General features: G+C 68.2%; 27 protein-coding genes and 1 tRNA gene. 16 read left to right on the forward strand and 12 right to left on the reverse strand.

Annotated features, from left to right (window positions below; genetic code table 11):
- Positions 1 to 9: 9 nt before the first annotated feature.
- From WDN01_17730 to rsmI, 3 genes are read right to left on the reverse strand one after another with little or no spacing between them, the layout of a single operon-like run.
- Complete coding sequence (locus WDN01_17730; GenBank protein ID MEJ0027869.1) at positions 10 to 813, reverse strand: transglutaminase-like domain-containing protein; 804 nt, start codon at positions 811 to 813, stop codon at positions 10 to 12.
- The gene (locus WDN01_17735) at positions 810 to 1187 is read right to left on the reverse strand and encodes a YraN family protein (GenBank protein MEJ0027870.1); all 378 of its coding nucleotides are present in this window, start codon (positions 1185 to 1187) and stop codon (positions 810 to 812) included. The genes WDN01_17730 and WDN01_17735 overlap by 4 nt, the downstream gene beginning before the upstream one ends.
- Entirely contained in the window at positions 1177 to 2046 is an 870-nt protein-coding gene (rsmI, locus tag WDN01_17740; GenBank protein ID MEJ0027871.1) for a 16S rRNA (cytidine(1402)-2'-O)-methyltransferase, read from the reverse strand. Before rsmI ends, WDN01_17735 begins: the two co-directional genes overlap by 11 nt.
- 32 nt (positions 2047 to 2078) lie before the next feature.
- On the opposite strand from rsmI, the gene WDN01_17745 reads away from it, so the two are divergent.
- Positions 2079 to 3323: a penicillin-binding protein activator gene (locus WDN01_17745; protein MEJ0027872.1), complete on the forward strand. Its 1245-nt coding sequence runs from the start codon at positions 2079 to 2081 to the stop codon at positions 3321 to 3323.
- A 30-nt stretch (positions 3324 to 3353) separates the two neighbouring features.
- Here the strand turns inward: WDN01_17745 and hemW are convergent, their stop codons facing one another.
- From hemW to rph, 3 genes are read right to left on the reverse strand one after another with little or no spacing between them, the layout of a single operon-like run.
- Positions 3354 to 4493 (reverse strand): radical SAM family heme chaperone HemW, encoded by a 1140-nt coding sequence (gene hemW, locus WDN01_17750; GenBank protein ID MEJ0027873.1) that lies wholly within the window; start codon positions 4491 to 4493, stop codon positions 3354 to 3356.
- On the reverse strand, positions 4490 to 5095 hold the full coding sequence (gene rdgB, locus WDN01_17755; GenBank protein ID MEJ0027874.1) for an RdgB/HAM1 family non-canonical purine NTP pyrophosphatase: 606 nt from the start codon (positions 5093 to 5095) through the stop codon (positions 4490 to 4492). The genes hemW and rdgB overlap by 4 nt, the downstream gene beginning before the upstream one ends.
- Positions 5092 to 5808, reverse strand: coding sequence for a ribonuclease PH (gene rph, locus WDN01_17760; protein ID MEJ0027875.1), 717 nt, complete (start codon positions 5806 to 5808; stop codon positions 5092 to 5094). The genes rdgB and rph overlap by 4 nt, the downstream gene beginning before the upstream one ends.
- A 114-nt stretch (positions 5809 to 5922) precedes the next feature.
- Here rph and hrcA point away from each other — a divergent pair, with 114 nt between their 5' ends.
- From hrcA to dapB, 4 genes are read left to right on the forward strand one after another with little or no spacing between them, the layout of a single operon-like run.
- Positions 5923 to 6999 carry a heat-inducible transcriptional repressor HrcA gene (hrcA, locus tag WDN01_17765; GenBank protein MEJ0027876.1) on the forward strand — a complete coding sequence of 359 codons (1077 nt, stop codon included), beginning with the start codon at positions 5923 to 5925 and terminating at the stop codon, positions 6997 to 6999.
- A 17-nt stretch (positions 7000 to 7016) separates the two neighbouring features.
- A complete protein-coding gene (gene grpE, locus WDN01_17770; GenBank protein ID MEJ0027877.1) occupies positions 7017 to 7586 on the forward strand; it encodes a nucleotide exchange factor GrpE in 570 nt (189 codons plus the stop codon).
- Between the two features lie 46 nt (positions 7587 to 7632).
- Entirely contained in the window at positions 7633 to 8694 is a 1062-nt protein-coding gene (locus WDN01_17775; GenBank protein MEJ0027878.1) for a hypothetical protein, read from the forward strand.
- 14 nt (positions 8695 to 8708) lie between these two features.
- Positions 8709 to 9515 (forward strand): 4-hydroxy-tetrahydrodipicolinate reductase, encoded by an 807-nt coding sequence (gene dapB / locus WDN01_17780; GenBank protein ID MEJ0027879.1) that lies wholly within the window; start codon positions 8709 to 8711, stop codon positions 9513 to 9515.
- Here dapB and WDN01_17785 read toward each other — a convergent pair.
- The 3 genes from WDN01_17785 to WDN01_17795 all read right to left on the reverse strand — a co-directional run bounded on the left by WDN01_17785 (position 9482) and on the right by WDN01_17795 (position 12803).
- Positions 9482 to 10369: a methylated-DNA--[protein]-cysteine S-methyltransferase gene (locus tag WDN01_17785; protein MEJ0027880.1), complete on the reverse strand. Its 888-nt coding sequence runs from the start codon at positions 10367 to 10369 to the stop codon at positions 9482 to 9484. The two genes, dapB and WDN01_17785, sit on opposite strands and share 34 nt — an antisense overlap.
- Positions 10370 to 10566: 197 nt before the next feature.
- Positions 10567 to 11571 (reverse strand): alcohol dehydrogenase catalytic domain-containing protein, encoded by a 1005-nt coding sequence (locus WDN01_17790; protein ID MEJ0027881.1) that lies wholly within the window; start codon positions 11569 to 11571, stop codon positions 10567 to 10569.
- A gap of 119 nt (positions 11572 to 11690) precedes the next feature.
- On the reverse strand, positions 11691 to 12803 hold the full coding sequence (locus tag WDN01_17795; protein ID MEJ0027882.1) for a ferritin-like domain-containing protein: 1113 nt from the start codon (positions 12801 to 12803) through the stop codon (positions 11691 to 11693).
- A gap of 324 nt (positions 12804 to 13127) precedes the next feature.
- Here WDN01_17795 and WDN01_17800 point away from each other — a divergent pair, with 324 nt between their 5' ends.
- A complete protein-coding gene (locus WDN01_17800) occupies positions 13128 to 15362 on the forward strand; it encodes an adenylate/guanylate cyclase domain-containing protein (GenBank protein ID MEJ0027883.1) in 2235 nt (744 codons plus the stop codon).
- 73 nt (positions 15363 to 15435) lie between these two features.
- On the opposite strand, the gene WDN01_17805 is transcribed toward WDN01_17800, so the two are convergent.
- Positions 15436 to 16215, reverse strand: coding sequence for a M15 family metallopeptidase (locus WDN01_17805; GenBank protein MEJ0027884.1), 780 nt, complete (start codon positions 16213 to 16215; stop codon positions 15436 to 15438).
- Between the two features lie 34 nt (positions 16216 to 16249).
- Here WDN01_17805 and WDN01_17810 point away from each other — a divergent pair, with 34 nt between their 5' ends.
- The 4 genes from WDN01_17810 to WDN01_17825 all read left to right on the forward strand — a co-directional run bounded on the left by WDN01_17810 (position 16250) and on the right by WDN01_17825 (position 18190).
- A complete protein-coding gene (locus WDN01_17810) occupies positions 16250 to 17341 on the forward strand; it encodes a DUF2817 domain-containing protein (protein MEJ0027885.1) in 1092 nt (363 codons plus the stop codon).
- A complete protein-coding gene (locus WDN01_17815) occupies positions 17341 to 17733 on the forward strand; it encodes a diacylglycerol kinase family protein (GenBank protein ID MEJ0027886.1) in 393 nt (130 codons plus the stop codon). The genes WDN01_17810 and WDN01_17815 overlap by 1 nt, the downstream gene beginning before the upstream one ends.
- Positions 17734 to 17784: 51 nt before the next feature.
- Positions 17785 to 17861 (forward strand) — tRNA-Arg (locus tag WDN01_17820).
- A 92-nt stretch (positions 17862 to 17953) separates the two neighbouring features.
- Positions 17954 to 18190 carry a GIY-YIG nuclease family protein gene (locus WDN01_17825; GenBank protein MEJ0027887.1) on the forward strand — a complete coding sequence of 79 codons (237 nt, stop codon included), beginning with the start codon at positions 17954 to 17956 and terminating at the stop codon, positions 18188 to 18190.
- Between the two features lie 48 nt (positions 18191 to 18238).
- Here WDN01_17825 and WDN01_17830 read toward each other — a convergent pair whose 3' ends face one another.
- Together WDN01_17830 and WDN01_17835 are read right to left on the reverse strand one after the other, a co-directional pair.
- Entirely contained in the window at positions 18239 to 18430 is a 192-nt protein-coding gene (locus tag WDN01_17830; GenBank protein MEJ0027888.1) for a hypothetical protein, read from the reverse strand.
- Complete coding sequence (locus tag WDN01_17835) at positions 18427 to 19296, reverse strand: class I SAM-dependent methyltransferase (protein MEJ0027889.1); 870 nt, start codon at positions 19294 to 19296, stop codon at positions 18427 to 18429. Before WDN01_17835 ends, WDN01_17830 begins: the two co-directional genes overlap by 4 nt.
- 83 nt (positions 19297 to 19379) lie before the next feature.
- Here WDN01_17835 and WDN01_17840 point away from each other — a divergent pair, with 83 nt between their 5' ends.
- The 6 genes from WDN01_17840 to WDN01_17865 all read left to right on the forward strand — a co-directional run bounded on the left by WDN01_17840 (position 19380) and on the right by WDN01_17865 (position 24737).
- On the forward strand, positions 19380 to 20303 hold the full coding sequence (locus WDN01_17840) for a TauD/TfdA family dioxygenase (GenBank protein MEJ0027890.1): 924 nt from the start codon (positions 19380 to 19382) through the stop codon (positions 20301 to 20303).
- A 125-nt stretch (positions 20304 to 20428) separates the two neighbouring features.
- Positions 20429 to 21043, forward strand: a complete 615-nt coding sequence (locus WDN01_17845) for a peptidylprolyl isomerase (GenBank protein MEJ0027891.1) — start codon at positions 20429 to 20431, stop codon at positions 21041 to 21043.
- Positions 21040 to 22068 (forward strand): hypothetical protein, encoded by a 1029-nt coding sequence (locus WDN01_17850; protein ID MEJ0027892.1) that lies wholly within the window; start codon positions 21040 to 21042, stop codon positions 22066 to 22068. Before WDN01_17845 ends, WDN01_17850 begins: the two co-directional genes overlap by 4 nt.
- The gene (locus tag WDN01_17855; protein MEJ0027893.1) at positions 22065 to 22481 is read left to right on the forward strand and encodes an OsmC family protein; all 417 of its coding nucleotides are present in this window, start codon (positions 22065 to 22067) and stop codon (positions 22479 to 22481) included. The genes WDN01_17850 and WDN01_17855 overlap by 4 nt, the downstream gene beginning before the upstream one ends.
- A complete protein-coding gene (locus WDN01_17860) occupies positions 22481 to 23371 on the forward strand; it encodes an alpha/beta hydrolase (GenBank protein MEJ0027894.1) in 891 nt (296 codons plus the stop codon). The genes WDN01_17855 and WDN01_17860 overlap by 1 nt, the downstream gene beginning before the upstream one ends.
- 58 nt (positions 23372 to 23429) lie before the next feature.
- Positions 23430 to 24737: a carbohydrate porin gene (locus tag WDN01_17865; protein ID MEJ0027895.1), complete on the forward strand. Its 1308-nt coding sequence runs from the start codon at positions 23430 to 23432 to the stop codon at positions 24735 to 24737.
- Positions 24738 to 24763: the final 26 nt, after the last annotated feature.

A 24763-nucleotide genomic window follows, 5' to 3' on the forward strand; every position in this document is an offset into this window, starting at 1 on the left:
GGCGGGCTCCTAGTTCAGACGGCGCTTGAGCTGCGACAGGGACAGCACGATCTCGTTGTACAGCGCCTCGCCCGCGGGCGTGAGGCCAAGGCAGCGCTCATAGGCTTTGCGCGCGGCGCCGAGCACCCCGGCATTCTCGTTGAGGCGGGCCAGATCGAACCATACCTCGGCGCGCTTGGGCGCGATCAGCGCCATGCGCATCGCCACGTCCAGCGCCCGGGCGGCGTCGCCGTTCTCCAGCGCGCGGAGTTTCAGATTGTTCTGCAGCCGCAGCAGGACGTCGGTATCGCCGACCGCCTGGGCCAGATGCGCGTCGCCGAGCTGCGCCGGAAGCGCGGCGCCGGCCTCCAGCGCCACGCCGCCGTTGAACGGATCGATGGTGACGTCGTCATGGCGATGGCCCAGCCGTACCAGGAAATGGCTCTGGGTGTTGAGCCCGCTCGCCGTCATGCCCGCGGCCCGCGCGGCGTGCATGTAGAGGATGCCGAGCGAGACCGGCAGGCCGCGGCGGCGTTCGATCACGTCGATGAGGTCGGCGTTCTTCGGATCGTCATAGCTCAGCCGGTCGCCGTCATAGCCGTGGCGGGTGGTGAGCAGGATCGAGAGCGCCCGCGCGCCGTCGCCGACGCGGGCGATCATCGCCGCCTGGCTCTTCATCGCCTCGGCGATCTCGTTCAGATGGGCGCGGAAGGGTTCGAGCGGCAGGCCCGGATGGTCGAGCGCCGCCAGCATCAGCGCCGCCCGCGCGATGTCATGGGGGCCGTCGCCAGCCCGGCCCAGCATCTCCAGATAGGCGCGCGGGTCCTCGCTCATGGCCGCCAGGCATCGCGGATATGGCGCGGCAGGGCGCGGGGCGAGACGGTCACGATATCGAAGCGGCGCAGGGCGCGCGCGAGTTGCGGCTTGCCGGCGACGTACAGCAGGGCGGCACGCGCGATGCGGTCGCGCTGGCGCGGCGCCAGCGATTCGACGGCGGCGCGCGCGTCGGGCCGCGCCTTCACTTCGACGAAGCAGAGGATGCCGCGCGGCGAGCGCGCGATGAGATCGATCTCGCCGGCATGGGTGCGCACGCGCCGGCCGAGGATGCGATAGCCCTTCAGCCGCAGCAGAAGCGCGGCCCAGGTCTCGCTGCTGCGGCCGGCCCGTTCCGCCCGCCGCCGCTTGCCGGTGATGCCGTCAGCCGTCATCGTTCTTCTTCATCAGCGCGCGTTCGTAGATTTCCTTGCGCGGGATGTCGAGCGCCAGCGCGATCATCTCCGACGCCGCCTTCACCGGCATGAAGGGCAGGGCATGGTCGAGCAGCGCGTCGATGCGCCCCGTGTCGGCCCCGGTCTGCGCCGGCGGTCCGATCAGGATCGTGACCTCGCCCTTGGGCGGCGGCGCGTCCGCATATTGCGGCGCGAGGCGCGCCAGCGTACCGCGGCGGACCTCCTCGTGCAGCTTGGTCAGCTCGCGCGTCACCGCCACGGCGCGGTCGCCCAGCACCTGCGCCATCTGCGCCAGCGATTCGGCCAGGCGCTGCGCCGATTCGAAAACGATCAGCGTGGCGCGGATGGGTTTCAGCTCCTCCAGGAAGGTGGCGCGCTCGCCCGCCTTGGCCGGGACGAAGCCCGCGAACAGGAAGCGGTCGCTCGGCAGGCCCGCCAGCGCCAGCGCGGTTAAGGTTGCCGACGCGCCGGGGATCGCATGCACGGGCACGCCTTCGGCTAGCGCCTCGCGCACCAGCTTGTAGCCGGGATCGGACACCAGCGGCGTCCCGGCGTCGCTCACGAGGGCGATCCGCGCCCCATGGCGCAGCCGGGCGATCAGCTTGGGACGTTCGCGCGCGCCATTGTGGTCGTTATAGGCGGTCAGGGGCTTGGAGATCCCATGGATGGCCAGCAGCTTCGACGTGACCCGCGTATCCTCCGCCGCAATGACGTCACAGCCAGCCAGTACATCCAGCGCCCGCAGGGTGATGTCGCGGGCATTGCCGATGGGGGTCGCCGTCACGTAAAGCCCGGGCGCGAGTTCCGCCGCCTCGCCCGATTTACGGAATACACCCAAAGCTTTAGTTTCGCCGGTCAGTGGAGGTCTCAATGTCTGGTTTATCCCGTCCGGCGGCCCGATCCGGTGCCGCGCTCCTTTTTGCCATCGCAAGCCTCGCCGCGATAGCACTGGCCGGCTGCGTCGCCAAACCGGTCGCGCCCCCGCCGCCGGCGCCCGTCGCCGAGCCCGAGGCGCCGGCCGGCCACCCCCTGACCGAGAACAAGCCGACCTTCCTGAACCTGCCCAACGTGCCGGGCGACCGCACGCCGGTGCGGGTGGGCGTGATCCTGCCCTTCACCAGCGGCACGCCCGCGGTGAAGCTGCTGGCGCAGGCGATGCTGCGCTCCGCCCAGATGGCGCTCTACGAATCGGACAACCACGACATCATCCTGATGACCGCGGATGAAGGTTCGTCGCCGGGCGAAGCCGCGGCCGCCGCCGACCGGCTGCTGGAACAGGGCGCGGAGATCATCGTCGGGCCGCTTTACGGGCCCTCGGTCAAGGCGATCTCGGGCGCGGCGCGGGATCGCGGCGTGCCGGTGCTTGCCTTCTCGACCGACCGGAAGGTGGCGGGCGACGGCGTCTATCTGATGGGCTTTCAGCCCGAAGGCGACACCATCCGCGTCGTCGACTACGCGCTCGGCCGGGGCAAGCACAAATTCGCGGCCCTCGTATCGTCGACGGCCTTCGGCGACGTGACGCTTTCCGCGTTCAAGAGCGCGGTGACGGACGGCAAGGGCGAAGTCGGCCAGATCGAGCGCTTCGAAGGCACGCTGGACGGTGTCGTTGCGCCGGCGGCACGGATCGCCAAGACGGACGCCGATGCGCTCTTCCTGCCCCAGGGCGGCGGGGTGTTGCGCGCGGCGACGCCGGCGCTGACCGCGGGCGGCTTTCTGCCCGGAAAGGTGACGCTGCTGGGCACCGGCCAGTGGAACGAGACGGCCAATCTCGCCGAACCCGTGCTGTCCGGCGCCTGGTTCGCCGGCCCCGACCCGAAGAACGAGATCGCATTCAACGCGAAATTCCGCGAGGCGTTCGGCACGACCCCGCCGCCGCTCGCCGCGCTCGCTTACGACGCGGTGTCGCTGGTGGCGGCGCTGGCCAAGGGCGAGCCCTATAAGCGCTTCACGCGCGCGGCCCTGGCCGATCCCAACGGCTTCGCCGGCGCCGACGGCATTTTCCGCTTCACCCCCGACGGCACGGCAGAGCGGGGCCTCGCCATCATCGCGATCGCGCCGGACGGGTTCCACGTGGTGGACCCCGCGCCGACGACCTTCGTGAAGCCGGGGAGCTGAATTCCTCCCCCGCGTTTGCGGGGGAGGAAACTAAGCCAATTCCGCGATCACGCTGTTGAGCAGCAGGCGCCCGCGTGGCGTGGCGGTCAGGTGGTCCCCGTCGAGCGTCAGGAGACCGTCTTCGGCCAGCGACGTGATGCGCGCGGCGCTCGGCGCCGTGCCCCATCGCGCGCGATAGGCCGCGAGATCAAGGCCCTCGGCAAGCCGCAAATTCATCAGCAGATGTTCGTGCGCCGCGTCTTGCGGTGCGATGTCGCTCTGCTCGATCAGGCCGTGGCCTTGCCGCAGCACGGCCTCGCGCCAGCGTTCCGGCAGGCGTTCGGTCCGGGTCGCGATGCGCTTGCCGCCGATATCGAGCCGGCCATGCGCGCCGGGGCCGACGCCGGCATAGGACCCATAGCGCCAATAGATCAGATTGTGCCGCGCCTCCGAACCGGGACTCGCGTGATTGGAGATCTCGTAGGCCGGGCGGCCCGCGGCCTGCGTCATCTCCTGCGTCAGCTCGAAGAGTTCGGCGGCGCGGTCGTCGTCGGGGATCGTCAGCGCTCCGGTCTTGTACAGCGCGGCGAACGGCGTCGCCGGCTCGATGGTGAGCTGGTAGAGCGACAGATGATCGGTGCCGAACGCCAGGGCCTCGGCGAGTTCGCCGCGCCATTGCGCAAGGGTCTGATGCGGCCGCGCATAGATCAGATCGAGCGAAACGCGGTCGAAATGGCGCATCGCCAGCGCCAGCGCCGCCTTTGCCTCGGCGACATCGTGCAGCCGGCCCAGCGTCTTCAGGTCGGCATCGTTCAGCGCCTGCACGCCGAGCGACAGCCGGTTCACGCCCGCGGCGCGGTAATCCGCGAAGCGCGCCCTGTCCGCGCTGGCCGGATTGGATTCGAGCGTGACCTCGACGTCGTTGGCGGTGCGCCACAGCTTCGCGATGGTGTCCAGCGTGCGCGCCACGCTCGTGCCCTGCATCAGCGACGGCGTGCCGCCGCCGAAGAACACGGTCTCCACGATGGGCCGGTCCGCGCCCTGGCGCGCCGCCGTCCATTCCAGCTCCCGCACGATGGCGTCGATCCAGCCGCTTTCATCGATCTGCTGGCGGACATGGGAGTTGAAATCGCAATAGGGGCACTTGGCCGCGCAGAACGGCCAGTGGACATAGATGCCGAAGCCGCTCATGACGCGAAGACGTCGCTCGCGATGAGCTTCTCGAAGGCGCGGCTGCGATGGTTCATCGCGAGCTTGGCGGCCGGTTTGATCTCGCCGAAGGTCTGCGTCATGCCCTCGGCGACGAAGATCGGATCGTAGCCGAAGCCGTTCGTCCCGCGCGGCGGAAAGAGGAGATGGCCACGGACCTCGCCCTCGAAGATGCGCGGCGTCTCATACGGCAGGGCAAGCGCCAGCGCGGACACGAATTTCGCGGACATGTCGGTCGCGCCGCGATCTTTGAGCGCCTGCTCCACGCGCGCCATCGCGGCCCCGAAATCCTTATGCGGTCCCGCCCAGCGCGCGGAATAGACGCCCGGCGCCCCGTCCAGCGCCGCGACGCTCAGGCCCGAATCGTCGGCCAGCGCGATCTGGCCGCAGCGATCGGCGACCCACAGCGCCTTCAGCGCCGCGTTGCCGGCGAAGGTCGTTTCGGTCTCCTCCGGCTCCTCGATCTCCAGATCGCCGGCGCCGATCACATGCAGCCGGTAAGGCGCGAGCAGTTCGACGATCTCGCGGACCTTGCCGGGATTGTGGCTTGCCACCACCAGCGTGTCGCCGCGCGAAAGCTTCATGCGCCGAGCACGCTCTTCTGCAAGGCGACGAGTTCGCCGATGCCCTTGCGCGCCAGCTTGAGAAGCTGCGCGAACTGTTCGTCGCTGAACGGCTCGCCCTCGGCGGTGCCCTGGATCTCGACCAGGCCGCCCTTGCCGGTCAGGACGAAATTCGCGTCGGTCTCGGCGGTCGAATCCTCGGCATAGTCGAGGTCGAGGCAGGCCTCGCCCTTCCATATTCCGCAGGAAACCGCTGCGATATGGTCCTTGATCGCGGGCTTGGTGATCGCGCCGGTCTTCTTCATGAAGGCGATGCACTGGGACAGCGCGATGAAGCCGCCGGTGATCGAGGCGGTCCGCGTCCCGCCATCGGCCTGGATGACGTCGCAATCGATCACGATCTGGCGCTCGCCGAGCGCGGACAGGTCGACCACGGCGCGCAGGGACCGGCCGATCAGCCGCTGGATCTCCAGCGTGCGGCCGGACTGCTTGCCTTGCGCCGCCTCGCGCCGCATGCGCTCATGGGTCGAACGCGGCAGCATGCCATACTCGGCCGTGACCCAGCCCTTGCCGGTGCCGCGCAGGAAGCCGGGGGCGGTATCCTCCAGGCTGGCGGTGCAGCGGACATGGGTGTCGCCGAATTTGACCAGGCAGGAGCCCTCGGCATGCTTGGCAACCCCCGGTTCCAGGGTCACGGTACGCATCTGGTCGTTTGCGCGGGAAGAAGGGCGCATGTTGTTTGCCTTGAAGTTTCGGGCACAGGCCGTTACCTAGCGGCTTTGCCGCGGGCGGCGCAAATGGCGCGCCCACCCGTGTAAAAACGTAAGTCCTTTCAAAGGCTTGTATAATTGGATCAGACGGCTGCCCGCACCTTGAACGCCATCCTGGGGGACCGCCCCCGGGAGGTCTTCCGCCATCTGGTGGAGGCCTTTCTGTCGAGCGGCGAGCCGGTGGGTTCGCGCACCCTGTCCCAGCGCCTGCCCCTGGCCCTCTCACCGGCCTCGATCCGCAACGTCATGGCCGATCTGGAGACCATGGGCCTGCTCTATGCGCCGCACACCAGCGCCGGCCGCGCCCCGACCGAGAAGGGCCTGCGCCTGTTCGTCGACGGCCTGCTGGAAGTCGGCGAGCTGTCGCCGGACGAGCGTGCCTCCATCGAGGCGCGGATGAGCGGCACCGGCCGAAGGCTCGAGGAAGTCCTGACCCAGGCGACCAGCCTGCTCTCCGGCCTGTCCAACTGCGCCGGCCTTGTCGTCTCGTCCAAGCAGGATGCCGTTCTCAAGCATGTCGAGTTCACCGCCATCGCGCCCGGCAAGGCGATGGTGATCATGGTCAGCGAGGACGGTCAGGTCGAAAACCGCCTGATCGACACGCCCAAGGGTCTGCCGGCCTCGGCCCTGTCGGAGGCCTCGAATTATCTCAACGCCCGGCTGCGCGGCCGCACGCTCGATTCCGCCCGCGCCGAGGTGCTGGCGGAGCTCGAAGGCGAGCGCGCCGAACTCGATACGCTGACCGCGAAGATCGTCGCCGAAGGGCTTGCGACGCTGTCGGTGCCCGCCGGCGAGGCGCGCGATACCGAGGAGAAGGTGCTGATCGTGCGCGGCACCTCGCATTTGCTCGACACGGTGGAGGCCGTCGCCGACATCGAACGCGTCCGCACCCTGTTCGAGGACATCGAGCGCAAGGCCGACCTGATCCGCCTGCTCGAACTCGCCAAGGACGGCGACGGCGTGCGCATCTTCATCGGCTCGGAGAACCGGCTGTTCAGCCTTTCGGGCTCCTCCATCGTCGCCGCGCCCTATGCCAACGCGGCCGGCAAGATCGTCGGCGTGATCGGCGTTCTGGGCCCCACCCGCCTCAACTATGGCCGCATCATCCCGATGGTCGACCACACCGCCAAAGTCGTCGGCCGATTGCTCGGCTGACGCGTTAGAGAGAAGACATGAGCGAAGAAGACGAAATCCCCCAGATCGATCCCGCACAGCCCCATCCCGCGGACGTGATCCAGGCGCTGAACGCCGAGAATGTCGAGCTGAAGGACAAGCTCCTGCGCGCTTTGGCGGAAACGGAAAACGTCCGCCGCCGCGCCGAGAAGGAACGGGTCGACGCCAGCCAATACGCCGTGACCCGCTTCGCCCGCGACATGCTCGAGATCGCGGACAATTTCGCCCGCGCGCTCAGCCATCTGCCGCAGGCGGTGCGCGACGCCGCCGATCCGCAGATACGCTCCGTGATCGAGGGCGTGGAGGCGACCGAGCGGCAATTGCTCGCCAAGCTCGGCGTGCACGGCGTCAAGCAGATCGACACGACCGACGCGAAATTCGATCCCAACCTGCACCAGGCGATCGCCGAGGTTCCGGGCGAAGGCCGGCCGCCCGGTACGATCGTGAACGTGGTCCAGTCCGGCTACACCATCGCCGACCGCCTGCTGCGACCCGCCATGGTGACGGTGGCGAAGAAGGAAGCCGGCAACGGCGCCGTCCCCGGCGGCAGGGTGGACACGACGGCATAAGGGGCCGCACTCGACAAGCCCGCACCCCCGGCGCAATCCTTGGCGCATGAGCGACGCTCCCGCCGTCCTATCGAAAGCGCCCGCCGCGCCGGCCCTGCCGTTCGAGCAGCTCCTGTTCGTGCGTTCGCCCTTCGGCACTTTCGGCACGGCCTGCGCCGTCTTCGTCCTGTTGTTCGGAAGCTTCCTGCTGCTTGCCGCGGCCGAAGGCGACGCCGCGATCCGTGGCGGGGCCGGACAGATCGTATTTTCCGGTCCCGCCTGGCCTGCTTTCGTGCTGTCGCTGCTGAGCGCCACGGCGCTCGCCGCGCAGCGCATCGCCCGGCTGTCGGAAGCCAGGGATGCCGCCGACTATGCCAGGATTCTGACCGGCGGCCTGGCGAGCGCGCGGGACGTCACCTCGGTCGCGCCGCGCGAGGCGCGCTTCGGACGCGCCACGGCGATCGGCATCGCGATCGGCCTGGGCGTTAGCGCCCTCATCCGGTTCAGCGAGTTCGACGAGGGCCGCTTCATCGCGAATCCGACGACGGCGTGGTTCGCCGTCGTGACGACCTTCATGATCGTGATGTTCACCCGCGGCGTCGAACAGACCCGCGCCGGCAATCGCGGCTATGCCCGCACGCTCGACGCCGAACTGAGGATCGACCTCTTGCGCATCGACCAGCTCTCGGTGCTCGGCCGCTCGGCGGCGCGCACGGCGCTGATCTGGTTCGTGATCTCCGCCGTGGGCTGCCTGTTCTTCGTCGGCGGCGATCTGAACTGGCTGACGATCCTGCTGACCGCCGCCTGCGCCGCGATGGGTCTGGGCATGTTCGTGAACGTCGTGAGCCGCATCCACCGCCAGATCGTCGCCGCCAAGCAGGCCGAGCTCGAACGCATCCGCTGCCGGATCGACGCCTTGCGCGAGACCCTGCACGAAGACGCCTTCGCCTCCGCCAAGCTGCACGGGCTCCTGGCGTATGAAAAGCGCATCTCCGACGCGCCCGAATGGCCGTTCGACCAGACCACGGCGGTGCGGGTCGTGGCGTCGGCCCTGATCCTGACTGTGCCGTGGTTCGGCCAGGCGGTCGCGGCGTCCCTGGTCGAGCATTTCGGCCATATCGCGGGCTAGGTTAGGGTGGGGTCATGAGCGATATCGCTGTCGTCATTGCCGGGGCCGGCGGCCGCATGGGCCATCAGGTTCTGCGTGCCGTCTCCGACGCGCCGGGCATGACCGTGATCGGCGCGCTGGAAGCGGCCGGCCATCCCGACCTCGGCCAGGACGCCGGGGTCCAGGCGGGCCTGAAGCCGCTCGGCATCCCCTTGAGCGACGATCCGCTGCCCTTGCTGGCCAAGGCCCAGGCGCTGATCGACTTCACGATTCCGCGCGTGTCGGTGGAGCTGGCGGCGCTGTCGGCGCAGGCGCGCATCGTCCATGTGATCGGCACGACGGGATGTTCGGCGGAAGACGACGCGAAGATCCGCGCCGCCGCGCGCCATGCGGTGATCGTCAAGTCGGGCAATATGAGTCTCGGCGTCAATCTTCTCGCCAAGCTGGTCGCGGAGGCCGCGAAGGCGTTGCCGACCTACGACGTCGAGATCGTCGAGATGCATCATCGCCGCAAAGTCGACGCGCCGAGCGGCACCGCGCTGATGCTGGGCGAGGCGGCGGCACGGGCGCGGGGCATCGCGCTCAAGGAGAATTCGGCGCGCGGGCGCGACGGCCAGACCGGCGCGCGCCAAGACGGCGTCATCGGCTTCGCCAGCCTGCGCGGCGGCACGGTGATCGGCGAGCACCAGGTGATCCTGGCCGGTCCCAGCGAGCGTCTCGTGCTCGGCCATATCGCCGAGGACCGCGCCATGTTCGCGCCCGGCGCGATCGCTGCGGTCCGCTGGGGCCAGGGCAGGAAGCCCGGCCTCTATGCGATGGCGGACGTGCTTGCCGCTGACTGACGCTTAGACTGGCGTGCCGCCTCGACCGCGAGCATGGCGCGCTTGCGCGCCATGCCCCAGTGATAGCCGGTCAGCGCGCCGGTGCTGCCCAGCACCCGGTGGCAGGGAATGATCCAGGAGATCGGATTGCGCCCGACCGCCGCGCCGACCGCGCGCGACGCGGTGCTCTTGCCGACATGCGCGGCGACGGCGCCATAGGTCGACATCCGGCCTTCGGGGATCGCGAGCAGCGCCTCCCACACCTTGATCTGCCAGGGCGTGCCCAGCAGATGCAGGCGCAGATCGCTCCGGTTTTTCACCCCGAAGATTTCGGCCGCGTATTTGGCCGTGCGCTCCGGCGCCTTCGCATAGGCCGCGCGCGGCCAGCGCGCCTGCATGTCGGCGAGCATCGCCGCTTCCTCGCCCTCGTCGCCGAAGGCCAGGCCGCAAAGGCCCTTCGCCGTCGCCATGACCAGCGCCACGCCGAACGGACAGGATTGAAAGCCATAGTCGATGACCAGCCCGTCGCCGCCCCTGGCATATTCGCCCGGTGTCATCGCCTCGATCTTCAGGCAGAGGTCGTGCAGCCGCGACGGACCCGAGAGGCCGGCGTCGAGTGCGGCGTCGAGCAGGCTCTTGCCGTCGGCCAGATTGCCCTTCGCGTGGCCGAGGGTGAGGTGGCCGACGAAGGTCTTCGGGCTGACTCCGACATAGCGGGTGAACAGCCGCTGGAAATGGAATGGCGACAGGCCGACCGCGCCGGCGGCGTCCTCCAGCGACGGATGATCGAGATAGTTGGCGGCGAGGAACCGGATGGCGCGGCCCATGCGGCGCCAATTCGCGTCGTTCTCGTCGAAGGAGATCACGTTGTTCATGAGCGGAAGATGGCCCCGCTGCCGCCCGATTGCGACCCGATTCTTGCGACGACTTTAAGGTTCAATCGCGCCTGACAAAACAACACTGTCATGCCCGCGAAGGCGGGCATCCAGCGACTGGGCGAGGTGGCCAAACCTGGATTCCCGCTTTCGCGGGAATGACAGTCTGGAAAGTATTTCATCAAAGAAAATCCCGCTCAGCGCGGTTCCACCATCACCTTGCACTGGGTGGTGCGTTTCTTCAGCCCCTCGAAGGCCTTGGGCATATCCGCGAGCGCGACCGTGTCGCTGATCATCGCATGCGGCGGCGCTTGGCCGCCGTCCAGCATGTCCAGCGCCGCCTGGTATTCGCCCATGGTGAAGAAGGCGGAAGTCAGGATGCGGGCCTCCTTGGACACCGCGGCGAAGGGCACGAAGCTGTCCAGCGCCGTGCACAGGCCCATCATCACGATGGTGCCGCGCGGCCGCAGATAGTCGAGCGCCTGGGCGATAGCGCCCGGCCGTCCGACGCATTCGAACACGATGTCCGGCGCTGCGCCCAGCGCCGCCTTCACCCGCGCCGCCGCATCGTCCTTCACCGTCACGAAAGAGGTTGCACCCAGCGTGTGGGCGAGATCGGTTTGCAGGTCGTTGAGATCGCACACCGCGACCTTGGCGGCGCCGAGCCGGCGCGCCCAGAAGGCGACGCCGAGCCCGATCGGTCCCGCACCCATCACCAGCACGCGGGCGCCGGGCGTCAGCCCCGACAGCGCCACGCCGTGCAGCGCCACCGCCAAGGGCTCGACCAGCGCGCCGTCTGCCAGCGAGGTCGTGCTCGGCAGGACGCGGCACTGTCCGGCGCCGGCGACCGCCAGCTCGGCATAGCCGCCGCCTTGAAGCATGAATTTGTTGCACCAGGCCGTCTCGCCCGCGAGGCAGCTTGCGCAATGCCCGCAGCCGCGCAGCGGCGCCACCGCGACGCGGTCGCCCTTGCGCAAGCCTTCAACCTCCTTGCCGGTCTCGAGAATCTCGCCGGCGAATTCATGGCCGAGCACCGTGCCGGCCGCGATGCCGAAGGCGGGTTCCTCGGTCATGTGCAGATCGCTGCCGCAGATCCCGCAACGTCCGACGCGGATCAGCACTTCGTCTGCCGCGGGGCGCGGATCGGCGACGCTCTCGACCGCGAGCGGCTGGTGCAGGGCGTGGAAGACGGCGGCTTTCATGGCGAAGCTTTCCAATGCGCGCGCGAAGGTAGGCGCAGGCCGAACGGGCGCGCAAGAAAAAGGGCGGCCGCAAGCCGCCCTTTTCCCTTATCGAACGATCGGGCTTCGCTGTGCGGCGCTTATTCCGCGGCGAGCAGGGACGCGCCCAGCTTGGTGCCGCCGTTGAGCTGGAGCAGGTACTTGATGCCTTCCTCCGCGATGTCGTCGCCGACCATGCGGTCGCCTTCGGCATAGAGTTCGGCCATGTCGATATAGGCGGCATAGATGGGCTTGGTGCGCTCGGTGATGATGCCCGCCTTGAGCAGCGTCTTGATCAGCACACGGAAGATGTTGGTGGCGTCCTGCATCTCCTCGCGGATCGCCGCGTCGGTGATCGCCTCCATGAAGGCCTGCTGGCACCATTCGGGGTCGAGGCCGACCTCGCGATAGATCCACGCCTTCTGGTCGGGCGAGCCCAGATTGTACAGCAGCACCTGGAACACCTGCGCCGCCCAGTCCTCGATCAGCTCGTGCTCGGACTTGGACAGATGCGGGATGGTGCGGTCGGCCCAGATCTTGCCGAACTTGTGATGGAACGCCTCGTCGGTCATCACCATCTGCATCAGATGGCGCATGAGCGGATCGCGCGCTTCCTTGAAGAAGGTGGCGAAGGCGCCCATCGCGAGGCCCTCGACCAGCATCTGCATGCCGACGATCTTCTTCCACACCAGCGGCGAGGACACCATGTCGTTGAGCAGGTTGCCGAGTGCGGGCCCGACCTGGCATGGCGCGCCCCAGCGCGCCTGGATGTATTTCGAGAACGCGGTGACGTGACGCGCCTCTTCGCGCGTCTGGTTGGCGGCGTATTCCTGGGCGCCCGGATCGCGCAGGATGTGGCAGAGCGAGGCCGAGAGCGACAGCGCGCCCTGTTCGCCGTGCAGGATCGAGGACAGCGACCACAGCGTGTCGAGATTGGCGAGCTTGATCTTCTGGCCTTCGTCGAGCTTGTCGCCGATCGCGGTCTTGAGATCGCCGTTCAATTGCGGATTGACGAGATAGTCCTTCGTCATGTCGAAGGGCTGGGAGAAGTCGATATACTTCTTGTCCAGCGGGTCCCAGAAATGGTCGTGGGTCGCGCTGATGATCTTGTCGAAGGCGGTGGAGCGCTCGCCATAGCGCTTGGTGTCCAGCATCGCCGGAAAATCGTTGGGATCGACCGCGTTATAGGCCGGGTCCTTGGTGATATTGTCCATGTTCCGCTCTCCCTCATCCACGCTGGGTTATTGCTCTTGGGCGAAGGATACGCCGCTGTGCCACTAGAGCAAGTAAAAATGACGGTGCCGTCAAGAAATTCAATGGATATTATAACCAAAGCAATAACAGGCACTTATGCCAAGTCTTGCACTGTTGGTGATCTCGAAAATCGCCGGCGCCGGGTCGGTCGGGCGCGAAAACCGGGCAAATCCGGCCTGCGGGATCGCGCCGGTTGCGCGACCGGCACGCGGTCTGTTGCGGGCGGCCAAATCTTCCGCGATGACACGTGTTAGGATTCGTCTTCGCCATACCCAAGGTCCGGAATGATTTTTCAGGGCAGACCGCTCGCCATCTGGGCGCTTCCCGGCCTCGTGCTTGCCGCGGCGCTGTTCCTGCTCGGCAGCGATGCCGGCGCGGCCGCCTCGCGGCTGCGCGGCGTGCTGTTCGATTCCTATCAGCGGGCCCAGCCGCGGGCCTATCAGGACACGCTGCCGCGCGCCGGCTTCGCGGTGCGCACGCTGGAGGCCGACGCGCCCAGCCTGAAGCGCTTCGGCAAATGGCCCTGGCCGCATGGCGTGCTCGCCAGGCTGGTGGGCGATCTGAAGGCGCAAGGCGCAGCCATGGCGGTGCTCGCCTTCCCGCTGGACGCGCCCGACCCCGCTTCCCCGAAGAACCTCGTCGCGCTGGTGCCGCCGGGGACGCAGAACGATGCCTTGCGCACGGCCCTCGGCCAGATGGCGTCGCCCGACGCCGCGCTGGTCCAGGCGATGGACGGCCTTCCAACCGTGACCGGCCTGGCGCTGCAGGACGCGCCGGGCGCGCGCGCGCCGAAGTTCAACGCGACCCTGCGCTTCATCGGTTCCAAGAATCCGTTCGGCCGTGCGCCGGACTTCCCCGCGGCGGCCGGCGCGATCCAGGAGATCGAGCATGCCAGCCAGGGCGACGGCGCGCTGAACCTGGACCTCGATGCCGACGGCACGATGCGGCGCCTGCCGCTGGTGTTCCGCCTGAACGGCGTGGCGGTGCCGGCGCTGACGGCGGAGATCCTGCGCGTCGTCCAGAACAAGAAGTACCTCTCCTTCCGCAGCGATGACGGCGACAGCGGGTTGTTCGGCTCCCAGCCCGGCGTCGCGGGGGTGGAGACGCCCAATGGCGACGTGGCGACCGCGCCCGACGGATCGATCTGGATCGCCTATTCCGGCGAAAATCCGGCCCGCAAGATTTCGGCGGCGACGCTGGACAGCGGCACGCTGGCGCAAGGCCGGCTCGCGCATGCCATCGTCATCCTCGCGCCGCCGGGCGACAGCCTGCCGACGCCCGGCGGCTTGCGCAGCATCGCCGCGGTCTATGCCGAGGGGTTGGAGAATATCCTGACCGGCACGCCGCTGCGCCGCCCGGCCTCGGCGATCGAGGCCGAGCTGGTCTGCCTCGCCATCTTCGGCCTCGCGACGATCATCCTGTTCGCGCGGTTCGGGCTCGCCTGGTCGGGGCTTTTCACCGCCGCCAGCATCCTGGGCGCGTTTTTCGTGTCGTGGCGGCTCTATTCGGCCGACCGTACCTTGTTCGACGCCTTGGGACCGGGGATTGCCCTGGCGCTGACCTACGCGACGGCGACCATCGTGCGCGGCGTCGGCGTCGCCAGCGCGCGGGCCCGGGTGCGCAGCGCCTTCGCCGAATCGCTGCCGCCCGCGGTGATCGAGCAGATCGCGCGGCGCCCCGAACTGCTCAGGCTCGAAGGCACCAGCCGCACCGTCACCTATCTGCATTGCGGCGTGCGCGAATTCGGCGGGCTGTCCGACTCGTTCAAGGACGATCCGGCCGCCTTCACCCGGCTGATGCAGCGCGTGCTGGTGCCGCTGATGGACGTCGCCCTGGCGCGCGGCGGCACGATCGACCGGCTGACCGCCGACGGCTTCTCCGCATTCTGGAACGCGCCGCTGGACGATCCGGAGCATGCGATCCACGCCTGCGAGGCGGCGAACGCGATGATGGAAGCCATCGCCAAGAGCAACGAGGTCATCACCCATGAGCGGCGCAATGACGGCGTCGCCTTCACGCCCGTGGAGATCGGCATCGGCGTCTCGACCAGCCAGGCGATCGCCGGCGGCTTCTCCGCCCATGGCCGCACCGCCTATTCGATCACCGGCGACTGCGCGGTGGAGGCGGAGCGCATCCAGGAATTGTCGGCGCAATACGGACCCGCCGTGATCGTCGCGGAGGACACGCGCAAGGCGGCAGAGCGTGGCTTCGCCTTCCTGGAAGTCGATTACATCGCGGCCGGCGCGCATGACGCGCCGATGAAGCTCTATGCCATGCTGGGCAGTCCGGTGATGCGCGCCAGCCCGAAATTCCGTGCCCTGCTGACCTTCCACGAGCACATCTTCCAGTCGCTGCGCACCCAGCAATGGGACAAGGCGCGCGAGCTGATCGAACAGTGCAGGAAGCTCTCCGGCGCCAGCCAGAAGCTTTACGACCTGCATCTGGCGCGGATCGACTATTTCCAGGACAACCCGCCCGGCGAAGCCTGGGACGGCGCGTTCCGGCCGATCCTCAAATGAATCACGCTGAGGCGCGGGCCGGCGCGCGTTGCGCGCCAAGGTTTCCTCCACGGTCTCCGCGGCTCCGCGTGAATCAATCCGGGACCGCCAACCCGTAATGCGCGGCGGGCGCGCCGCTCAGCTTCGCCCAGAGCTGGTCGCCCCAGGAGAAGTGCCACCATTCGTCGGGATGGCCGGCGAAATCCTCTTCCGCCATCGCCCAATGCAGCAGTCGCCGGTTGGCGCGCGCCTCCTCGTCGGAAAACGACATCGCATCGTCGCGCAGGCTTTCAAAGCGGTCGCGATGGGCCAGCGCGGTAGCATCGTCGAAGATCGAACCCATCCACAGCGCCTCGCCGCCTTTCCAGCGGATGGTGAGATCGACCGCGGCGCCCGTCGCATGCGGCGCGGGCGAAGCCGCGTCGCCGCTCGGCGCCGCCCAATAGCGTTCGACCTCCCGCGTCAGCGCCGCGCCGCCGAGCGACGGATCGCGCCGCCGGAGTTCCGCCGGCATCCACACATCGTGGAAATAGGCCTGCACCGCCTTGGGCCGCCAGGCATCGAACAGGAAAAGCTCGAGCCCCGCCGCGCCCAGCCGCGCATCGATGCGCGCCAGTCTCTCGCCCACCGTCCGGCGGACCAGAAGGTCCGGCACCGCGCCCGCGATCCGGCGCCAATAGGGCGGGTTGCGGGCGGAATGGTAGAAGTTCTCGCCGGCAATGCCGAAGCCGCGGACGTCCGCCAGGCTTTCCGAAAAATGCACGTTCGACCGCGCGATGGGATGGCCGCGGAATCCGGCCTTCCGCGTCCGCGCCGCGGCCAGATCGCCGATCGGCCGCGTGCGAAATTCCTCCAGCCGTCCGAATACCGACATTCGAAAAATCCGAAACTGACGCTAGACTATAGCGATGACCACCGATGCTTCCGAACATTTTCCCGCCGATTACCGCCAGGGCCGTCACGCTTTTATCCAGGCTTGCGAGCAGGCCGGCATCGACGTCGTCAGCCGCGTCCACCCGGCGATGGCGGGCCGCGACGGCAAGCCCTTGTTCCTCGATACCGCCGTGATCGGTCCGCGCGAGGCGACCAGGGCGCTGCTGCTGATCTCCGCCACGCATGGCGTCGAGGGCTATTTCGGCTCCGGCGTGCAGACCGGGCTGATGCGCGAGGGCCTCGCGGGCCGCGCGCCGAAGGACACCAAGATCGTTCTCCTGCACGCACTCAATCCTTATGGCTTCTCCTGGGACCGCCGCGTCAACGAGGACAATGCCGACATCAACCGCAACTGCGTCGACTTCGCCCATCCGCCGGCCAACGAGCCCTATGACAGCCTCGCCGCCGCGATCTCGCCGCGCGACATCTCCGCCGCCGCGATGAAGAGCGCCAATGCCAGGCTCGTCGAATTCCTCAAAAACCACGGCGCCTTCGCGCTGCAGGAGGCGATCTCCAAGGGCCAGTACAAATATCCCGACGGCGTCTATTACGGCGGCGCGCGCGAGAGCTGGTCGATCAAGATGCTGAAAGACGTGTTCGTCGAGACGTTGGCGCATGTGAAAAGACTGACGGTGATCGACTTCCACACCGGCCTGGGCGCCTTCGGCGCCGGCGAGATGATCACCGAGGACATGCCCGGAAGCGCCGCCTATCAGCGCGCCCGGGCGATGTGGGGCGGCAAGGTCGCCTCGAGCGAGGCGGGCGAATCGGTCTCCGCGCCGCTCTCCGGCACGATCGACAAGGCGGTGGCGACATGGCTGAAGGCCGTGGAGCTCACCTTCGCCGCGCTGGAGGTCGGCACGCGCGACACCCGCGCGGTGTTCAATGCGCTGCGCAAGGACAATTGGCTGCACTGCTTCGCGCCCGGACGCTTCAGGCACAAGGACGCGCAGACCATCCGCCTCGAATTGCGCGACGCCTTCTATCCCGACACGGCGGAATGGAAGCGCCTGGTGTGGGGCCATGCCGACGAAGCCGTCGCCGCCGCGCTCCGGGCGCTGGGCTGATGGCCGCGCCGGACGCAAGCGAGGTCAATCCGAATTTCACCGTCGCCGGAAGGCTGAAAAGCGTGCGCCACGCGCTGGCCGGCATCGCCGTCATGCTGCGCACCCAACACAACGCCTGGCTCCATCTGGCCGCGACGCTGGCCGTCATCGCCGCCGGCCTGGTGCTTCGCATCAGCGCCGAGGACTGGCGCTGGCTGGTCGTCGCCATCGTGCTGGTCTGGGTGTCCGAGGGCATGAACACCGCGTTCGAGCATCTGTGCGACGTGGTCTCGCCGGACTTTCATGCTTCGGTGAAGATCTCCAAGGACATCGCCGCCGGCGCGGTCCTGATCACCGCGATCGGCGCCGTCGTGCTGGGCCTGATGATCTTTCTGCCCTATCTGGTCCGGTGACGAGGCCGGTTTGCGGCGGGTGGGGCGCTTAAGCTATAGAGACCGTCGCACGCACCCGTAGCTCAGCTGGATAGAGTGTCGCCCTCCGAAGGCGAAGGTCACAGGTTCGAATCCTGTCGGGTGCGCCACCCTACGCCGCTCCGCGGCTTCGGGTGGCAGGCCACTGGCGTTGCATTCGGCGTAGGGTGTCTCCCGAAGCTCCACAGGAGCGCAGGGAGACATGTGGTACGTGCATTTTCTGCAACTTGAAAATGGCGACCTTTATGTCGGATCGACCGGTGATCTGAGACGGCGCGTTGCGTCTCACGGTCAAGGCCGCGTGGATTCGACCAAATCAAGTCTACCCGTCAAATTGCGTGCCTACGTGGCTGTCGAAACCGAGGTCATCGCGCGCAGTCTTGAGCGATACTTCAAGTCGGGTTCCGGAAAAGCCGTCGCCAAGAAGCGGTTTCTCTAGGTTCTTCGACCAAGGCCGATGACAGGACGCTTCACCGCGGCCCAAGGATCAATCGCCGTCGAACGGTCCGGAGAAGGTCAGCCTGAGCGCGCGGGCGTCCCGGCATTCGCGGCGGGCGAACCGGAGTGCGGCGTCGCGCTGGAAGAACGTCCCCGACACCAGCCCGTCGGCCCGGCGGGCGCACCACCGCCCGATCCTGTTGCGGAAAATCCGAAAGACCGTCTCGCCGCTCTCGCTCATGACCGGCGCCGGGCGATCAGGAGAAGATGCGTGGCGTGGTCGATGAATCCGCCGTCGCTTCCGGCCGGCGCGTTCCAGCGCGGATCGTCCGCGAACCGGCCATGGAAAAGATCCAGGCCCGACAGATCCTCGATGTCGAGATGGGGCGACACCAGGGCGCGCAGCTCGGCCGAGCGGAACAGGTGCGAGGGCAGCGACAGGCGCCGCCCGTCGTCCAGCTCGACGTCCAGCCGGTCGACGGCGTTATCCTGCCGGAACCGGCAGGCATGCTCCATCGCATCGACATAGAGGGTGGGCGTGCTGCCGGCGGCGCGAACGGAGCTGACGAAATATCCTGCCGTCACGCGCCCGATCTGCGACAGGATGCGGGGCAGTTCGGCGGCGGGCAGGTGGTTGAGGACGCCGCACAGGCAAAGAACCATATCGACGCTCGCGTCGGCCTCGGGAAGCGGCCGGACGATATCGCCGACCTCGAATGTCAGTGTGACGCCCGGAAGTCCGGCCAGATCGGCCGACAGCTCCCGCGCCCGCCGGACCTGGGCGTCGGCGATGTCGAAGCCGCGCGCGACGATGTCGTCGAAGCCGATCGCCCGCGCGCGCGTCGCGATGCGGCGCAGCCAGGTGCCCGGTCCGCATCCCAGGTCCAGGACGCGCAGGGAACGCCTGCCGCGGGCGCGCAGCGCGCAGAGCTTGGAGAACAGCAGCTCCCAGATGCGGCTGTCGCCATAGGCATATTGACCGCTGAACGCGTAGAGCTTCCGCGGATCGCCGTCGGCGTAGGAAATGTAGCTGTCGCCGGCCTGGTTATGGGGCCGGCGCCATAAAGCTTCGAGCGGAAATCGCTGCGCCGCACATAAGAACGGCATAGGAAAGCCGGCGTCCGGGTGGAACCCGTTCGCGGTTTGCGGCCGCGCTGCTATGGTGTGGGCGCGTTCGGATAGGCCAAGCGATGATCGTCCACCCCACCGGCAAGTTCGACAACCACGCCAGGCGCTACGACCATATCGAGGCGCGGCCGCTGGCGGCGGCGATGGGGGCGGAGATCCGCGGCGTGCAGATCGCGAAGCTCAATGACGCGCAGTTCGCCGAGATCCGCGATGCCCTGTTCCGCCACAAGATGATCTATTTTCGCGACCAGGACATGGGCCATGCCGACCAGGAATCGTTCAGCCTGCGCTTCGGGCCTTTCGCGGAAGACGCCTATACCAAGGGCATCGCGGGCCATGTGAACGTCCAGCCGCTGATCAAGGAGGCGGATGCGCGGACCGGCATGGTGTTCGGCTCGGGCTGGCACACCGATTCGCCGTTCCTGGAGAATCCGCCGGCGATCAGCATGCTCTACGGCGTCGACATTCCGCCCTATGGCGGCGACACGATCTGGGCCAATGCCGTGCTCGCCTACGCGATGCTGAGCCCGACGATGCAGCGCATGCTGGCGCCCTTGCGGGTGCACATGTCGATGGGGCGCGTGCTCGAATCGGCTCAGACCTACGGCAAGGTCGACGCCTCGGCGGTCGGCAGGCTGGCGGCCACCCGCGGCGCGGCCGCGCTGCCGGACGATGTCGTGCGCAAGGTGCAGGGCACGATGCATCCCCTGGTGCGCACCCATCCCGTCAGCGGCGAGAAATCGCTCTATTGCGACGGCTCCTATGCCGTCGGCATCGAGGGATTGACGGAGCCCGAGGCCGAGGCGCTGCTGCGCTTCCTGGCCGCGCATATGACTCAGCCCGCGTTCACCTGCCGGCTGCGCTGGGAGCCCAAGACCTTCGCGCTGTGGGACAACCGGATCTGCATCCACCAGGCCTTCAACGACTATGACGGTTTCCGCCGCGAGCTCTATCGCACGACCGTCGCCGGCGAAGTGCCGCGCTAGATGCTTGTCGACGACGCGAACGGTGCCGCGCCCGCGCGGCGGCCGGCCGAAGCGGTCGCCGAATAAGCTTTGCCCGGCCCGCCGCCGCCGGTAGATTCCGCGCGCAATTTCAAAGGCCGCACGCCATGCGCATTGCCGGGTTGATTTTCGCGGCCCTCGTCATGGTCGCCGCCCGCGCGGCCGCCGACGCGCCCGCGCCCGATGCGCCCGCAAACGCTGCGCCGGCCGGGCCGAAGGTCCTGATCTCCACCGACATGGGCGATATCGTGCTGCAGCTCGATGCGGCGCACGCGCCGGCGACCGTGGCGAATTTCCTGCGCTATGCGAAGGAAGGCCACTACGACGGCACGATCGTCTATCGCGTCGTGCCCGGCTTCGTGATCCAGGCCGGAAGCTGGGAACCCGATCTGCGGACGCGGCCCGTCCATGCGCCGATCCCGCTCGAAGCCGGGCTTCCCAATCTGCGCGGCACGGTGGCGATGGCGCGGGGCGACGCGCCGGCCAGCGCCACGGCGGAGTTCTTCATCAACCTCGCCGACAATCCGGCGCTCGACCGTCAGGCGGACGACACGACCGGCGGCACCGGCTATGCCGTGTTCGGCCAGGTCGTGACGGGCATGGATACGGCGGACAAGATCGCCGCCGTCCCGCTCGGCGACCATGGGCCTTTCGCCGGCGCCGCGCCGGTGACGCCGATCGTGATCGCCCATGTCACCGTCCTGCCGGAAGCGGCGCCGTGACGCCGGCCGGCTATAAGGCGGTATCCAGACTCTATAACGCGCTGATGACGGGCCTGGTCCTGACGCTCGTCGCGCACAAGGACGCCGAGGCCGCGCGCCGCTTCGTGTTCGCGCATTTCCGCCGCCAGCATCTGGAGAAATTCCGCGACGGGCTGGCCAAGCTCGGGCTCGACAAGCTCCCCGATGCGGTGGCCTGCGCGCAGTATCATTATTTCTCCAACGCGCTGGGCGGGGTGAAGACCGAATACATGCCCGAATCGGACCGCAAGGCCTGGGTGCGCTATCCGCCGCCGCGCTGGATCTGGTCGGGCGCCGCGATCTGCGCCGTCCCGCGCGCCGTCAACGAAGCGATGCTGCATGGCTGGCACGGCCATAACGGCGTGACGCTGGGAAATCCCCGGCTCGGCTTCGTCTGCACCGGCCAGACCGTCGACGGCGATCCGGGCCTCGAAGGCTATTACCGCGAATATGACCGCGACCTTGCGCCGGACGAACGTGTGCGCTTCGCATCCGACGAACAGGCACCGCCCTTCGATCCGGCGCGTGCCCCGAAACTGGACTCCGCCGATTGGCCAGCCGAGCGTCTCGCCAAGGTCGAACGCTCCTATGCGATGGAATATGTGCGCTCGCTGCTGCCGACGATGCTGGAACTGTTCGGCGCCGACGAAGCCCGCGCCCTGGTCGGGCGCACCGCCCGCCTCATCGGCCTGCAATATTACGACGAGATCGCGGCGCTGCTTGCAGTCGAGGCCAGAGACGCGCAGGGCTTCGCGCGGCTTCTGGCCTCCCTTGCCGCGGCGCAGGGTGAGCGGGTCGAAATCCACCCCGACGGCGATGCGGCCGTCGTCGAACAATCCGGCTGGCGGCTGATGGACGGCGTCGCCGCGGGCACGGTGATGTTTCCCGCCTGGAACGCGCTTTGGGAAGGCGCCCTGGCGGTGCATAATCGGCGCCTGGGGCTGACGGCGGCGCGGCGTGGCGAAGACATCGCCTGGCGCATCGGGAACATGGAAATGATGCGATGAGCGAGCCACAAGAAGGAACCCGTCTGGTCGCGCGCGCCGGCGCCAGGCTGGCGGAGGCGCGCTATCACACCGATCTCCGCGTCGGCCATCACGCGCTCGTCGCCGACGAGTCGGTCGCGGCCGGCGGCGCCGATGCGGGACCTTCGCCCTTCGGTTTCGTGCTCGCGGGTCTGGGCGCCTGCACCGCGATCACCCTGCGCATGTATGCCGAGCACAAAGGTTGGACGCTGACCGGTCTCGCCGTCGACCTCGAATATTACCGCGACGGCAAGGCGTTCCGGGTCGAACGTGTCCTGCATATCGAAGGCGATCTCGACGACGAACAGCGGGCCCGCCTGGTCGACATCGCGGAGCGCACGCCGGTGACGCTGGCGCTCAAGGCCGGTACCACGATCAACACCAAGGTCGGCTGATGGGCGAGCTCGGAGCCGGCGAACCCTATGCCACGCTGACGCTGAAGGACGGGCGCAAGCTCGGCTATCTCGATGTCGGCAAGGCCGGCGGCCCTGTCGTGTTCCATTTCCACGGCCACGGCTCCTCGCGGCTCGAAGCCCTGATGCTGGAGGATGCGGCGAACCGGCTGGGCCTGCGCGTCATCGCGCTCGACCGCCCGGGCGTCGGCTATTCCGACCCGAAGGACGGCGACCGCCTGCTCGACTGGCCGGCCGATGTCGCCGAGGCCGCCGACCAGTTCGGCATCGACCGTTTCGCGGTCCAAGGCATGTCGGCCGGCGGGCCCTATGCGCTGGCCTGCGTCGAGCGGCTCGGCGATCGCGTCACCGCCTGCTCGCTGGTCAGCGCCGTGCCGCCGCCGGAGATCGCGCGCCGCACCGGCCCGCGCGTGCGGCGCCTCGCCTGGTGGGTTGCCCATCGCTATCCCAAATATCTGCGCCGCCGCCTGATGCAGTTCCGCCCCGACGGGCCGCCGCGCGAAGACGCGGTGCGCCAGCGCATGCTGCGCGTCGCGCAATGGCTGGGCGGCGAGGATCAGCGGCTGATGCAGGTGCCGGAGATGCGCGCCATCCTCGCCCGCACCATGATGGAGACCGCGCGGCAGAGCGGCGCCGGGAACCGCGCCGAGATCGAGCGGCTGGTGCGGCCCTGGGGCTTCGACATTACCCGGCTCTCCGGCCCGCGCATCTTCGTCTGGCATGGCGATCAGGACCGCATCATGCCCATCGGGCCGGCGCGCATGATGGCGCGGCGGATCCGGAACGCGACGGCGACCTTCTATACCGGCGAAGGCCACTTCTCCGTGCTGGTCAATCGCGCCTACGACCTGCTCGCCGTCTTGCGGCCGTGATGGAAGGAACCCATCTTCCCCGTTAGGGTTTGTTGACGGAACGCGCTCGGGGGAAGCAATGAAACGTCGATTCTCCGCCGGCCTGTTCCTGGCGCTTCTCGCTGTCGTGCCGGCCCGCGCCGAAGACGCCGAGACCTGGTCGCTGCATGGGCAGGCGACCTTCGTCTGGCAGTTCCAGCCCGCCTTCCGCTCCCCCTTCCAGGGCGCCAACAGTCTCGATCCCGTCGCCAACGGACGCGAGACCTTCGACCTGACGGCCTTCGCCGGCGTGCGGCTCTGGGATGGCGGCGAGGCCTATGTGAATCCGGAGATCGATCAGGGCTTCGGGCTGTCCAACACAGTCGGCGTCGCCGGCTATCCCAGCGGCGAGGCCTATAAGGTCGGTAAGGAGACGCCCTATTTCCGGCTCCAGCGGCTGTTCTTCCGTCAGACCTTCGACCTCGGCGGCGACAGCCAGACGATCGAGCCGGACGCGAACCAGCTCGGCGGCACGCGCACCGCCGACAATCTCGTCCTCACCGCCGGCAAGCTCTCCGTCACGGACATCTTCGACGCCAATTCGCTGGCGCACGATCCCAAAGCGGGTTTCCTCAACTGGTCGCTGATCGATACCGGCGCGTTCGACTACGCGGCCGATGCCTGGGGCTACAGCTACGGTATCGCTGCGGAATGGACGCAGGACTGGTGGACGCTGCGCGCCGGCCTGTTCGACCTGTCGCGGGTGCCCAACACGACCGAACTGGTGCGCGGCTTCGGCCAATATGAGGTCGTCTCCGAACTGGAGATGCGCCATTCCCTGTTCGGGCCGCCCGGAATCGTCAGGCTGCTCGGCTGGGTCAATCGCGGCCGCATGGGGTCCTACAACGACGCCGTCGCGCTCGGCCTGGCGACCCACAGCACGCCCGACACCGCGCTGGTGCGCCGTCCCGCCGACCGCGGCGGCTTCGTCCTGAACGCCGAGCAGCAGTTGGGTGGCGACTGGTCCGCCTTCCTGCGCTTCGGCTTCGACGACGGCAGCCAGGAAGCATTCGAGTTCACCGAGATCAACCGCACCGTCGCGGCCGGCCTGTCGCTCAAGGGCGGCGGCTGGGGCCGGCCGAACGATACGGTGGGCCTTGCCGGCGTCGACAACGCCATCTCCGGCGCGGCCCGCGCCTATTTCGCCGCCGGCGGTCTGGGGATCCTGATCGGCGACGGTGCGCTGCCGCGCGCGGGCGACGAGCATATCCTCGAGGCCTATTACAGCGCCGCGGCGACGGACTGGCTGGCGCTCAGCCTCGACTATCAGTGGATTTCGGACCCTGCCTACGATGTCGATCGCGGGCCGGTCTCGATCCTCGGCCTGCGCATGCATGCCGCGACGTGAGGCGAGACAGTCTCGCGGTCGCACGG

Origin of the sequence: Rhizomicrobium sp. (genome assembly GCA_037200985.1) — a bacterium.
Taxonomy (GTDB): Bacteria; Pseudomonadota; Alphaproteobacteria; order Micropepsales; family Micropepsaceae; genus Rhizomicrobium.

Bases quoted from the DNA above. Each gene is read 5' to 3' on its own strand.
- WDN01_17730 (MEJ0027869.1), bottom strand. From the start codon at position 813: ATGAGCGAGGACCCGCGCGCCTATCTGGAGATGCTGGGCCGGGCTGGC.
- WDN01_17735 (MEJ0027870.1), bottom strand. From the start codon at position 1,187: ATGACGGCTGACGGCATCACCGGCAAGCGGCGGCGGGCGGAACGGGCC.
- WDN01_17745 (MEJ0027872.1), top strand. From the start codon at position 2,079: ATGTCTGGTTTATCCCGTCCGGCGGCCCGATCCGGTGCCGCGCTCCTT.
- hemW (MEJ0027873.1), bottom strand. From the start codon at position 4,493: ATGAGCGGCTTCGGCATCTATGTCCACTGGCCGTTCTGCGCGGCCAAG.
- rdgB (MEJ0027874.1), bottom strand. From the start codon at position 5,095: ATGAAGCTTTCGCGCGGCGACACGCTGGTGGTGGCAAGCCACAATCCC.
- rph (MEJ0027875.1), bottom strand. From the start codon at position 5,808: ATGCGCCCTTCTTCCCGCGCAAACGACCAGATGCGTACCGTGACCCTG.
- grpE (MEJ0027877.1), top strand. From the start codon at position 7,017: ATGAGCGAAGAAGACGAAATCCCCCAGATCGATCCCGCACAGCCCCAT.
- WDN01_17775 (MEJ0027878.1), top strand. From the start codon at position 7,633: ATGAGCGACGCTCCCGCCGTCCTATCGAAAGCGCCCGCCGCGCCGGCC.
- dapB (MEJ0027879.1), top strand. From the start codon at position 8,709: ATGAGCGATATCGCTGTCGTCATTGCCGGGGCCGGCGGCCGCATGGGC.
- WDN01_17785 (MEJ0027880.1), bottom strand. From the start codon at position 10,369: ATGAACAACGTGATCTCCTTCGACGAGAACGACGCGAATTGGCGCCGC.
- WDN01_17790 (MEJ0027881.1), bottom strand. From the start codon at position 11,571: ATGAAAGCCGCCGTCTTCCACGCCCTGCACCAGCCGCTCGCGGTCGAG.
- WDN01_17795 (MEJ0027882.1), bottom strand. From the start codon at position 12,803: ATGGACAATATCACCAAGGACCCGGCCTATAACGCGGTCGATCCCAAC.
- WDN01_17800 (MEJ0027883.1), top strand. From the start codon at position 13,128: ATGATTTTTCAGGGCAGACCGCTCGCCATCTGGGCGCTTCCCGGCCTC.
- WDN01_17805 (MEJ0027884.1), bottom strand. From the start codon at position 16,215: ATGTCGGTATTCGGACGGCTGGAGGAATTTCGCACGCGGCCGATCGGC.
- WDN01_17810 (MEJ0027885.1), top strand. From the start codon at position 16,250: ATGACCACCGATGCTTCCGAACATTTTCCCGCCGATTACCGCCAGGGC.
- WDN01_17815 (MEJ0027886.1), top strand. From the start codon at position 17,341: ATGGCCGCGCCGGACGCAAGCGAGGTCAATCCGAATTTCACCGTCGCC.
- WDN01_17825 (MEJ0027887.1), top strand. From the start codon at position 17,954: ATGTGGTACGTGCATTTTCTGCAACTTGAAAATGGCGACCTTTATGTC.
- WDN01_17830 (MEJ0027888.1), bottom strand. From the start codon at position 18,430: ATGAGCGAGAGCGGCGAGACGGTCTTTCGGATTTTCCGCAACAGGATC.
- WDN01_17835 (MEJ0027889.1), bottom strand. From the start codon at position 19,296: ATGCCGTTCTTATGTGCGGCGCAGCGATTTCCGCTCGAAGCTTTATGG.
- WDN01_17840 (MEJ0027890.1), top strand. From the start codon at position 19,380: ATGATCGTCCACCCCACCGGCAAGTTCGACAACCACGCCAGGCGCTAC.
- WDN01_17845 (MEJ0027891.1), top strand. From the start codon at position 20,429: ATGCGCATTGCCGGGTTGATTTTCGCGGCCCTCGTCATGGTCGCCGCC.
- WDN01_17855 (MEJ0027893.1), top strand. From the start codon at position 22,065: ATGAGCGAGCCACAAGAAGGAACCCGTCTGGTCGCGCGCGCCGGCGCC.
- WDN01_17860 (MEJ0027894.1), top strand. From the start codon at position 22,481: ATGGGCGAGCTCGGAGCCGGCGAACCCTATGCCACGCTGACGCTGAAG.
- WDN01_17865 (MEJ0027895.1), top strand. From the start codon at position 23,430: ATGAAACGTCGATTCTCCGCCGGCCTGTTCCTGGCGCTTCTCGCTGTC.